The organism is Nostoc sp. DedQUE09, from assembly GCF_034530915.1.
In the GTDB taxonomy this organism is placed as follows: Bacteria; Cyanobacteriota; Cyanobacteriia; order Cyanobacteriales; family Nostocaceae; genus Nostoc.
On sequence record NZ_JAVRCE010000022.1, the window covers coordinates 67,030 to 78,690 of the forward strand.

Consider the following 11,661-nt stretch of genomic DNA (forward strand, 5'->3'; position numbering starts at 1 on the left):
CCTTTTGAATACAGCTATTGGAACTACTTATCAACAAGTTGTAGCTGAAAGGATCAACAATTATGTATCATTATAAACAAAGAGTTATGAAGAGATTAGTTTGAGTATAGGAAAGTACAAAAAGGTTGACGGTGCTTTATTCATTTTTCGGGTGTATTCTTAGGTAATCAGTTTTTGTTTTTCCGGCATTGGGTAGGGGAAGGGAGATGATCGTGACACAAGATAAAGCCCTAGCAAATGTTTTTCGTCAGATGGCGACCGGGGCGTTTCCGCCAGTTGTGGAAACGTTTGAACGCAATAAAACGATCTTTTTTCCTGGCGATCCTGCCGAACGAGTTTATTTTCTTTTGAAAGGTGCTGTTAAACTTTCCAGGGTGTACGAGGCAGGAGAGGAAATAACGGTAGCGTTGCTGCGGGAAAATAGTGTTTTTGGTGTATTGTCATTGCTGACAGGAAATAAGTCGGATCGGTTTTACCATGCGGTTGCATTTACGCCTGCGGAATTACTGTCAGCACCAATTGAACAAGTGGAACAAGCACTCAAGGAAAATCCAGAATTATCAATGTTAATGCTGCGAGGTCTGTCTTCGCGCATTTTACAAACAGAGATGATGATTGAAACTCTTGCTCACCGAGATATGGGTTCTAGGTTAGTGAGTTTTTTACTAATTCTTTGCCGGGATTTTGGGGTTCCTTGTGCAGATGGGATCACTATTGATTTGAAATTATCTCATCAAGCGATCGCAGAGGCAATTGGTTCAACTCGTGTTACCGTTACTAGGCTACTAGGAGATTTGCGTGAGAAAAAGATGATTTCTATCCACAAAAAGAAGATTACTGTACATAAACCTGTTACCTTAAGTAGGCAGTTCACATAAAAACAATTGGAGAAAGGGGAATCGGCGCGTGTTCTATTTTGAAAAATGACACTAATAGCTAGAGGTAAATCTAAAATTGAATAATTTCAGCTATTGCCAATTCCCACTTCTTTCCAGACAATGCTTAAAAGTAGTAGGCTGTATCTGGAAGGATTTCGGTAGCTAAAGATGACCACCGGATACATCCTCATCGCAGCAATTTTGATTCTGGGAGGCGTAATTGCCACCGTGGGCGATCGCATCGGCACACGAGTTGGCAAAGCCCGCCTCTCACTTTTTAAGCTTCGTCCGAAAAACACTGCTGTACTAGTAACAATTTTTACTGGTGGTTTGATTTCCGCATCAACTTTAGGGATTTTATTCGCTGCTGACGAAGGCTTGCGCAAAGGAGTCTTTGAGTTAGAAGATATTCAAACAGACCTGCGACAGAAACGGGAACAGCTAAAAACCGCAGAAACTCAGAAAAGTCAGGTAGAGGGCGAGCTAAATCAAGCAAGAATCGCCCAAGCAAAAGCACAACAGGACTTACAGGCAATTAATCAATCCTTGCAGGCGGCGAATGCTAAACAGAGGCAAACGCAAGCCCAGTTGAACCGCACCATTAGTCAACAAGCCCAAACTCAAACTCAACTCCAACGCACTCAAGGTCAGCTAGATCGGGTTGTAACTCAATACCAAAAAGCCATAGCTGAATTACAAAGTGTTTATAACCAGAGAAAGGAACTACAGGCGGCAGTTGAACTATTGAAGACAGAACGTCAAAGACTCTATGCGGAAGCGAAAAAAGCCATTGACGAAGCCAAAACAGCAATTGAAAAACGCGATCGCGAACTTGCTAACCGTCAAGAAGCCATAAAACAGCGCGATCAAAAAATTGCCCAACTGGATCAACTAATTCAAAAACGTAATGTAGAAGTTGCAGCACGAGAGCAAGTGATTGCCAAACGGGAATCACGCCTCAAAGAATTGGAAACACAACAGGAGGAACTAGAACAGGAAGTTGCCAGGCTGGAAAAATATTATCAGTCCTACCGCGACCTGCGTTTGGGTAAGCTGGCCTTAGTTCGTGGTCAAGTTTTGTCCGCTGCTGTAATTCGTGTTACTCAGCCTGCTGCTGCTCGTCAGGCAGTGGTACAACTTTTACAAGAAGCCAATCGCAACGCCAACCTGGAATTAAGCGAGCCTGGTGCAAATCCGGCAAATTTAGAGCTGCTACGCGTGACCCAGGATAGGGTCGATCAATTGAGCAAGCAGATTGGCGATGGTCAAGAATACGTCGTGCGAATTTTCTCTGCTGGTAATTACGTCAGAGGAGAAAAGCAGATAGAATTTTTCGCGGATACAGCCCAGAATCAATTGGTTTTTTCGGGAGGCGCGGTGCTAGCCACCACTACTGCTGATTCCAAAACCATGACATCTTATCAGTTACAGCAGCGGCTAGAAATACTGATTTCTGCTTCCCAATTTCGTGCCCGTAATGCCGGAATTGTCGAAAATGTGCAAGTAGAGGGGACTTTTCTGCGCTTTGTCAGCCAATTAAGACAGTATAATCAACCCTTAGAGATCAAAGCGATCGCAGCAGAGGACACTTATACAGCTGGGCCATTAAGAGTAAAATTGGTGGCAATAGTTAACGGAAAAATTATTTTTAGTACTTAAAAAAGTATTTGCACACTGTTATTAGTAAGATTTAAACATATTGAACAGCAGTCAAAATAGTTGCTGTAGCTGAATTTTTTATTTAGCAGATACTATGCGTAGCAAGATCCCTGTAAGGGTACATTTCTAATTTTTATTTAATTAATTATGAATTTCCGTGAATTTTCAGCAACGCAACCAGTCATTTTGGGGTTTGATCCAGGTCGAGATAAGTGTGGTTTAGCGGTGATGGGACTGGATCGGCAACTGTATTATCATGAAGTTGTGTTAGCAAAAGAGGCGATCGCTACCATTGAGACACTGCGTCAAAAGTTTCCGATCTCTTTGATGGTCATGGGCGACCAAACTACAGCCAAACAGTGGAGACAGAAATTATATCAAGAATTGACAGAACCGCTGAGTATTATTTTAGTGGATGAACGCTACACAACCTTAGAAGCACGCGATCGCTATTGGCAAATGTTCCCGCCCAAAGGGCTAATAAAGCTATTGCCACAGGGTCTACGGCAGCCACCAAGACCTATAGATGACATTGTTGCCATCCTCTTAATCGAAAGATACTTAAATCGCCTCACAGAATCAACACTAAGCAGTCAGGAGTGAGGACTTAGATCGTTAACTCCTAACTCTAACTCCTAACTCCTAACTTTTAAAGTTCCGCCCGAATCGTAAAAGCGTAGTCTCCTCCAGGCTCTAGCTGATAATCTTGTTGCTCCAAAAATCGACCAAGGGGTTCTTTGATTAAGGCGCGGCCTTGGGAAGGCTTGACGGCAAGTTCTCCCCGGCGAAAATGCCACTGGAAATGCCACTCAAACTCACCCGCATTCACTTCGCCTTCTAGGAAGCCGTGTTGCCAGGATTGGCGGGTAATTCTGACATGGGCAATGGTTTCTGGCAGACGTTTTGCACTCACAATGCTTTATGTCAAGTGTGAAATAACAGCCGATGATGTAGGCTACTTATTTTATTTACCAAACATATCTTAATTAGACAAACTGACAAAGTGGGTATTTGTAGTTGACTAGGTTGTGTTTATGAGCAAAATGACTTCAGCATCCTGAAGTCGCGCAATCACCGAGAGCTTACCCCTACGGGAAAACAAGCTACGCGTAGCGTCTTGTAGAAAAGCATTAGCAAGTCTTTGAGAGTCACAGTTCATTGTAGAGATTAGAAAATAAATCAAACGAAAAATGCTAATTTTTTCGTTACTTCTAGCGATCGCGCTTTAACTAATGGCACATTTTAGGAATCGTTCCCATTCGCAATGTGAAGCAGTCTCTATCGTCAATACCCAAATTAGCAGTGTCCAACACTCCTATCATAATTGTGTCGCTCAAAGTCTTTGTTGGGAACCCACAGTATATTTATGTCGCAAGATAGCTGTTTTTTGAATCTATATGTACTCCAAATGTTGGGCAAAAGTATCTGAAGCATACAATAAATTAAAAACTAGAGATAAAAAGGTTTTGTGAATTACGCATAGACGCTTGTACGATTGGACAGTGCTATAAGAACAACTACGTCAAATAGCAACGCCTAGAAAAACAGAGTTAATGTCTGATGGAGTCTTCAGAATAAACTAAACAAGCGGCTTTTTATAACTTAGTAGTACTAAGTACATTTTCATAAAAAATTTTATATATTTTGGTATTTTATTTTGGTTTTGCTGCCTAAATATTTTGTCAATAACGATTTAAATATAACTATTAGTTATTCTATTTCTGTGACACTCAATTCCCTAACTCAAGTAAGATGTGCGCTCACTATTAAAATTGATATTATATTTCTTAAATGTAAATTTTAGTTTACGTAATGAGGTAAGTAATGGCAATTCAATTGAAAGTTCCAGATATTAAAGGTGATGAGTGCGCCAAGAAAATTACTAAATCTATTCTGACTATGGAGTCTGATGCCAAAATAGATGTAAACGTTGATACTAAAACTGTAACTGTAGATGCTGCGGCTTCTGAAGAGTCAATTAAACAGATGGTTCAATCTGCTGGTTATACTATAGAGGGCTATTAATTAAATCTTTAAGTTTTCTAATAAATTTAGAGAAAATAAGTTAGCCAACAGAATTAATTAATGATATTTACGTCCGTTTTCAGGGCGTAAATATTATTAATTACTCTACTGGATCGCAATTATTTCTCCTCTCATAAGATGGCAAATAAATCTAAATATTGGCAAGCTTGAGCAAGAATTAAATTCACCAAAACTGCAATCAAACATGACTTGAATAAAATTAAATACTAAATCTTATATTAGTAATCATTATTAGGTAGAAGTTAGAGGAAACGACGGTTGCTTGTCAAATAATGTGGTATTCTCACACCTAGCTTAAAGAAGAATTACATTCATTTATCCTCAATTCTAAGTACTAGGGAGGATTTATGAGGAATAACTAACTGGTAGATAATTGGGGCAGAAAGCTATAGCTAGAAGCATGGAAACCAAACAACTAGGAAAAACTGGTATCTTTGTAAGTGCGATCGGTTTGGGTGGTATGCCCATGTCAATTTCTAATCGTCCTCCCGAATCGGAATCAATCCAAGTTATTCATCGTGCCTTGGATCTGGGTATTACATTTATTGACACTGCCGATTCTTACTGCAAAGATGAGTCAGATAAGCACCACAACGAGAGATTAATTCACAAAGCACTTACTAGTTACAAAGGCGATGTTAACCAAGTCATTGTGGCAACCAAGGGCGGATTGATGCGTCCCGATGGCAACTGGACAAGCAACGGCAACCCAGAACATTTGCGCCAAACAATTCGCGACAGTTTTGAAGCATTGGGTGGTGCTAAACCCATCGATGTTTGGCAATACCATTCTCCCGATACTAATTACACCATTGAAGAATCCCTTGCGCCAGTTAAAGAAGCAGTAGAGGCTGGTTTGATTCGATTTGTGGGAGTTTCTAACTTTTCCGTTGAACAAATTAAGCGGGCGCAGGATGTGGTGGATATTGTCTCGGTGCAGAATCAATACAGCCCTTGGCAACGACAGCCAGAAAATGATGGCGTATTGAAATATTGCGAACAGCAAGGATTGACTTTTTTACCTTGGAGTCCCTTTGGTGGTAGGCGCCGCCATCAGGGCTTGCAAGATATTCCTGCGATCGCTCAGTTAGCTAAAGAAAAAGGCGTATCAGTGTACAATATCGTTCTGGCGTGGTTGCGTTCCAAATCGCCCGTTATTTTGCCAATTCCTGGCGCTAGCAAGGTCTTTAGCATTGAAGACTCAGCACAAGCTATCAATGTGAAACTATCTGATCAAGAAATGCAAAAAATTGATGGGGCAACTTAATGATTCCATTAAATAACGTGGATTTAATGAAAGTTGCCAAAAATTAACCTGCCACGTTTAGTTAGCTTAAGACAGGGTAATCAATAATTTAAAATTCCAAGCCAACAGACTTTTAAAAAACTTTATCAACCCGGTTTATTAAAAAAACCGGGTTTTTTATAAAGTATGCTATCCCTTAAATTAAACTTGATCTAGTATTGCCATATAAGTAATTCATCTAAAAATTTATGCAGCCAAATTCTTTAACCAATAGGTCAAAGCAGATGATAAATTTGTTTGTTTTACTACTGGTTTCCTCATTTTGCTGGCAAAATTCAGTGAAGGTTCAGGCTCAATCAAATACGCAACTTTTGCCGTTTTTTGATAATGTTGATAACCCGGTTCCTGTTCGCTTTCCCGCAGGGCAACAGGTAGATATCACGCCACCTCCACCGCTGCTCAATCCTTTTGACAAGGCTGTACTAAAACTTTGCGGCCCTATTGGTACAAGAGTTAGTCCTAATAATTTTAAACAATTGTTATCTTATTACCCAGATGTCTTGCAGAAAATTCAGCAAGTTAGCGGCGGTGAACTGCGCCCTGGACGTAGGAATAAAGCACAATTTCTTGAAGATTTAACAAATATTTGGTTCCAACGTCAGGGGTTTGAACATATATTTTGTGGCGAAATATATAACGCCAAAGATATTGGTGGCTTGCATTTTTACGGCAGATATTTACAGTTACAAAATGAAGGCATAGGCGGACGTTTACCAAATAATCAAGGACGAGAGGAAGTTATTCCTAATGTAATTTATACAATGGGTGTAGTAATTAAACAGAAAAATCGCACAGTAATAGATGTTATTAAAGGCTATGGATATCTCAGTAATGCCGAAGAAATGCTTTTAGATGCCACCAAAATATTTAAACTCCAAGGTAATAATCAGGAAGCATGTATTTATAATGTACGTGACAAAGAAACGGGAAAGTTTTTCACTACGGTTTTTGTAAGTAAAGAAAAAGCGATCATTACCTATTATCCCGATGCTACTCCTCAAGGTGCAAAATGTAAAAGTTAAAATTATTAGATTGCTTGTACTAAGCGCATAGAAGAAATACATGATGTTAGAAACACACCGCTTGCTAATGCGTGATTTTATAGAGGCAGACTGGCAAGCGGTTTTTACTTATCAATCTAATCCTTTGTACTTGCGTTATAGTTACTGGACACAACGCACACAGAAAGATGTTTGCGAATTTCTCCAGATGTTTATCGAACAGCAAAAAGAGCAACCTCGGACTAAGTTTCAGTTAGCTATTGTCCTCAAAGAAGAAAATCGTCTGATTGGCAATTGTGGTATCCGTGTAAATGACCCGGAAATGCGGGAAGCAAATATCGGCTATGAACTAAATACTCAATATTGGGGACAAGGTTATGCAACAGAAGCAGCACAGGCAATTTTAAAATTCGGCTTTGAAGAATTGAGAATGCATCGTATCTGGTCTTGGTGTGTTTCAGAGAATGTTGCTTCTGTAAGGGTATTAGAAAAAACTGGTATGCGTCGTGAGGGTCATCTGCGGGAAAAAGAGTTAATCAAAGGCAAATGGTATGACAACTTTCTTTACGCGCTCCTTGAGCATGAATGGAAAGCAAACTAAGAGGATGTTTGAAAAGTCATAATTGATGTATCAAATATTTTTTACCCCACCCTAACCCTCCCCTTAGAAAGGGGAGGGAACCAGATTTTTCTTGTTTCCCCCCAATGCATCGGGTGAATTAAGGGGGGTGATAATGTGATTAAAATTACAAACTACTTTTCAAACAACCTCTAATACTGCTTCTATGAGCTACCTCAAAGACAATATCATAAATTACTGAGAAATTGAGGATAAGACAAGTTCAGAGGGTCGCACAAATGACCAATACTATCCTCAATTTCCAAACAGCTAACGGGCACGAAGTCTTAGCAGCAGCGGGTAAAAAATATTTACGTCCTGGTGGACGAATAGCCACCGAGAAATTATTTCAGTGGGCAAATTTTCAACCTGGAGAGACAGTTTTAGAGCTAGGTTCTAGCTTTGGATATAGTGCGATCGCTTTAGCAAAAAGCTACCATGTGAAAGTAGTAGGCATTGAAAAAAATCCTGATAGTGTAGCTAGTGCGCGTGCTAATATCTGCGCTGCTGGGTTAGAAAATCAAGTCGAAATAATTGAAGGTAATATTTTCAACCTAGAGGCAATCTCAGGAAAGTTTGATTATGTATTGGCAGAAGCCATTCTCACAATGCAATCCCCATTGGGAAAAACCAAGATTTTAGCTGAAATTCATAATCGGCTCAAACGGGGAGGTAAATTTCTCTCCCACGAACTGTTAGCCAGTGATAAAGAAGAACAAATTCATGCTGACTTAGCACGAGTAATTCGAGTTAATTCTACACCACTTTCACAATCCAACTGGATTACGGCTTTTGCAACAGCAGGATTGCAAATACAGAAATGCCAAACTGACTCAATGAATTTACTGAATTTAGGGCGGATATTTCAAGATGAAGGTTTTTTTAACACAACTCGAATCTTCTGGAATGTCTTGACGCAAAGAGATATCCGCAACCGAGTTTTAGAAATTCACCAAGTTTTTCATAAATACCAACACGAATTAGGCTACATCATTTCGTGTGCTGTTGCTCAGTAACATAATTTATTCACTAAAACCATTTCCTGAAAAATAGTGATAATCCTTGAAGGATTATCAGCCTTGCTTACGGTTTATCATCCCAAAATACTATGACCAAAATCATAACTAACCCATTTTTTATTACTCAACTACGAGAACAAATTCAATATCCCAGTGCGGGAGTTCTCAGTAAAGTACTGCTGAAAGATAATGCTTGTCAATACACTTTATTTTGTCTCGCAGCTAACACTGATATTTGTGAGCATACCTCTATTCGGAATGCCACCATTAATGTAATTGAAGGCAGAGGTATACTCACTTTATCTGGAGAAGATATTCAACTGGAACATGGGATTTTTGTCTTTATGCCTGCTAACGCACCTCATGCCTTAAAAGCGGAAGAAAATTTGACATTTTTGCTCACACTTTCTGAGAAAGTCACAGATAAAAATTAGTTAATTATGGAGTCTAAAAAAATGCGATCGCTAATTTTAACTTTTGCTCAAAATTTAAATTTCTCTGAAGCTCAGTTGGAAGAAATACTATCACAACCTCTAACTAAAGTTCTAAATTCGCCTGGATTACAACAAGAATTAAACAGCTTAGATACCAGTTTACTTAAGGAAACTTTACCCACAGCAGGAGGAGTTTTAGCTAAGGAATTACCACCTTTTTACAACTGGCTAAAAAATGAGTTGGGAGTTAAGCGGGTTCCTGATAGTCCTGATCACACAACAACATGGGTAATTGGTTTTCTTCATAATCAAGAAAGTCTAACTCATTTGGTTGAGTTGCACCGTCCAGTACCTCGTCCGGCTTTAGAAGCTTCTATTCCCCGCTTGATAGGAATGTTTGAAGGTGTCGAAGACGCGCAAGTTCAGCAGGAATGGCAAAAAGCGATCGCAGCTCTATGTCTAGTTTTAGTTGTTGCTGCACGCGAACAAGATAGAGTCGCTGTAGCAGTCTGAATTGCTGTCCCCCACGTGTAGGGGCGTACATCTGTGCGCCCTGACTAATCTATATCTCCAGATGCGATCGCATCTAATTTCTCAGTATCAACTATAGTAATTGTTCCACCACGATGATAGACAATTACTGACTTGAGACTTTTAATTAATCGCACGCATTCTTCGTAAGTAATGCCGCTACTTCGAGCCATCCGATAATAAGATAATTTGACTTTTAAGCACTCGCCTTGTGGACTAGATTCAGTTCCAGATTCAGCAGCAAAATATTGAATCAATCTCGCAAGGCGAACAATAGCTCTCTCAGAAACTAATCCGTGGACTGTTTCATGTAATTGCTGAATCCGACTGTTAAAAACCATCAGCATTCGTAAGGCAATTTCAGGATTTTCGCCAATAGCTTTTAATAAAGCATCTCGCTCTACAGTGAGGATTTCACAATCAGATTCAGCAGTGACAGTTGCTGGAGAAATTCCATTTCCTAACAAAGCAGGAGCCGCAAAAATTTCCCCAGCAGCTAAGGCACGGAGAATTGTTTCTTTCCCCGTTGTTGCTGTTTTGGTAACTTGAATTGATCCACTGACAACAGCGTAGAGCTTTGCTGGTAAGCGATCGCCTTCATGGAGAATAATTTCTCCTTTACGATGGTGCTGCACCTGGGTGTAAGGTTGCAAACCGATCTTCTCTGCCGTTTTTAAACCCGCAAACACAATAATTTGCGAAAGTTGTTCCAGAGATGCCTGCATGATTAGCCCGATATTGCCAAGGCTGGACGATGATGAATCCAAGGGTTAGCCGCTTCTAATTGTGCTGCTAGGCTGATGATTGTGGCTTCAGCGGCAGGTTTACCAATTAGCTGGACACTGATGGGTAAACCCTTACTATCAAAGCCGACAGGAATGGCGATCGCAGGTTGTCCAGTTGCATTCGCAGGCGGACAAGGGGCAACCCACTCAATAATATTTTGGAATGTCTCTTCTGGACTGAGCGAAGCCCATTCCCCAACGTGGATAGGTGAATGTAGATAAACTGGCAATATCAGCACATCCACGGTATCGAAAAATGCCACAATTTGACGTGCCACTACCTGCATTTGGGAAACTGCTTGCAGGTATTCTCCAACAGAACCTGTGCGTGCAAATAGCCAGCGATTCAATGGCTGCAAAGCTTCAGCAGGAAGTCCCGATGCGGCTACTCCAGCTTGCCAAACGATTTGAAATGGTTCAACTAAACCGCTAAAATCTGGGGATTTTTGTTCAACGTGGTGGCCAAGTTGTTCTAATAACTGGACTGTTTGGCGGACACCTTGCTGACAGTTGGCGTCAGCTTCTCCCAAAGGAGAAATACTAGTGTCAAAGGCAATTCGCAAAGCACCAAGTTTTGTCCCAGTTGCGGCGAGAAATGATGGTTCGGGATCTGGCAACCAGTAAGGATCGCCTGTCATGTAACCAGACATGGCATCCAAAACGGCAGCAGCATCGGCAACAGTCCGGGCGATTGGCCCGTTGACGGCAATTCCAGCGAGGCGTTCGCCTACGGGTGCTTTACTCACTCTGCCTCTGGATGGTTTAAGCCCCACCAAACCACAACAAGCCGCAGGCCCCCGAATTGAACCACCGCCATCAGAACCTTGAGCGATCGCACACAGTCCCGCTGCTACCGCCGCCGCTGCGCCACCACTGGAACCGCCAGGGGTGTATTCTAAATTCCACGGATTTCTCGCTGGGGGAAAACCCATAGGCTCACTGTAGGGAAAAGAACCTAATTCGGAAGTAGCTGTTTTACCGAGAATAGTAAATCCAGCTTGCTTAATCCGCGTTACAACCCCATCATCATAGTTAGAGATATTGTTCAGTAATGCCGGATTTCCATAAGTACAGGTAACACCTGCTACAGCATTGAGGTCTTTAATGGAAATCGGCACGCCAAAAAATGGCGGTAGTTCTGAGGTAGTTGTCAATAATTCTGTTTTGGCTTTGGCATCTGCGATCGCTAATTCTGCCGTCACTGTAAAATAACTTCCTAATTGGGGATTTAATTGCCCAATCCGTTCTAAATATATTTCTACCAACTCTAACGGTGATATTTCCCGGCGACGAATTAATTGCGCCAACTCTAATGCTGGGGTAAATGCTAAATCAACTTCATTCATAGGTTAGTGAATGGGTAATTTTCTCTTTCTCTGGGAT

At 40.9% G+C, this 11,661-nt stretch carries 13 protein-coding genes; 10 read left to right on the forward strand and 3 right to left on the reverse strand.

Annotated elements, in window-relative coordinates:
* Positions 1-206: 206 nt before the first annotated feature.
* The 3 genes from ntcA to RMY27_RS16045 all read left to right on the forward strand — a co-directional run bounded on the left by ntcA (position 207) and on the right by RMY27_RS16045 (position 3,140).
* Entirely contained in the window at positions 207-878 is a 672-nt protein-coding gene (ntcA, locus tag RMY27_RS16035) for a global nitrogen regulator NtcA (protein ID WP_017652326.1), read from the forward strand.
* Between the two features lie 168 nt (positions 879-1,046).
* The gene (locus tag RMY27_RS16040; RefSeq protein ID WP_322664800.1) at positions 1,047-2,537 is read left to right on the forward strand and encodes a DUF3084 domain-containing protein; all 1,491 of its coding nucleotides are present in this window, start codon (positions 1,047-1,049) and stop codon (positions 2,535-2,537) included.
* Between the two features lie 147 nt (positions 2,538-2,684).
* Entirely contained in the window at positions 2,685-3,140 is a 456-nt protein-coding gene (locus tag RMY27_RS16045) for a pre-16S rRNA-processing nuclease YqgF (protein WP_322664802.1), read from the forward strand.
* Between the two features lie 46 nt (positions 3,141-3,186).
* On the opposite strand, the gene RMY27_RS16050 is transcribed toward RMY27_RS16045, so the two are convergent.
* Positions 3,187-3,450, reverse strand: a complete 264-nt coding sequence (locus tag RMY27_RS16050; protein ID WP_118171445.1) for a DUF3146 family protein — start codon at positions 3,448-3,450, stop codon at positions 3,187-3,189.
* 911 nt (positions 3,451-4,361) lie between these two features.
* Here RMY27_RS16050 and RMY27_RS16055 point away from each other — a divergent pair.
* The 7 genes from RMY27_RS16055 to RMY27_RS16085 all read left to right on the forward strand — a co-directional run bounded on the left by RMY27_RS16055 (position 4,362) and on the right by RMY27_RS16085 (position 9,475).
* Entirely contained in the window at positions 4,362-4,562 is a 201-nt protein-coding gene (locus RMY27_RS16055; protein ID WP_322664804.1) for a heavy-metal-associated domain-containing protein, read from the forward strand.
* A gap of 421 nt (positions 4,563-4,983) precedes the next feature.
* On the forward strand, positions 4,984-5,850 hold the full coding sequence (locus RMY27_RS16060; protein ID WP_322664806.1) for an aldo/keto reductase: 867 nt from the start codon (positions 4,984-4,986) through the stop codon (positions 5,848-5,850).
* A gap of 263 nt (positions 5,851-6,113) precedes the next feature.
* A complete protein-coding gene (locus tag RMY27_RS16065; protein ID WP_322664808.1) occupies positions 6,114-6,911 on the forward strand; it encodes an EndoU domain-containing protein in 798 nt (265 codons plus the stop codon).
* A gap of 40 nt (positions 6,912-6,951) precedes the next feature.
* Positions 6,952-7,491, forward strand: coding sequence for a GNAT family N-acetyltransferase (locus RMY27_RS16070; RefSeq protein WP_322664810.1), 540 nt, complete (start codon positions 6,952-6,954; stop codon positions 7,489-7,491).
* Positions 7,492-7,748: 257 nt separating this feature from the next.
* The gene (locus RMY27_RS16075; protein ID WP_322664812.1) at positions 7,749-8,525 is read left to right on the forward strand and encodes a class I SAM-dependent methyltransferase; all 777 of its coding nucleotides are present in this window, start codon (positions 7,749-7,751) and stop codon (positions 8,523-8,525) included.
* A gap of 92 nt (positions 8,526-8,617) precedes the next feature.
* Positions 8,618-8,962: a cupin domain-containing protein gene (locus tag RMY27_RS16080; RefSeq protein ID WP_322664814.1), complete on the forward strand. Its 345-nt coding sequence runs from the start codon at positions 8,618-8,620 to the stop codon at positions 8,960-8,962.
* A 21-nt stretch (positions 8,963-8,983) separates the two neighbouring features.
* Positions 8,984-9,475, forward strand: a complete 492-nt coding sequence (locus RMY27_RS16085) for a hypothetical protein (RefSeq protein ID WP_322664867.1) — start codon at positions 8,984-8,986, stop codon at positions 9,473-9,475.
* A 44-nt stretch (positions 9,476-9,519) separates the two neighbouring features.
* On the opposite strand, the gene RMY27_RS16090 is transcribed toward RMY27_RS16085, so the two are convergent.
* Positions 9,520-10,218, reverse strand: a complete 699-nt coding sequence (locus RMY27_RS16090) for a Crp/Fnr family transcriptional regulator (RefSeq protein ID WP_322664869.1) — start codon at positions 10,216-10,218, stop codon at positions 9,520-9,522.
* 2 nt (positions 10,219-10,220) lie between these two features.
* On the reverse strand, positions 10,221-11,624 hold the full coding sequence (locus RMY27_RS16095) for an amidase (protein WP_322664815.1): 1,404 nt from the start codon (positions 11,622-11,624) through the stop codon (positions 10,221-10,223).
* Between the last annotated feature and the right edge of the window lie 37 nt (positions 11,625-11,661).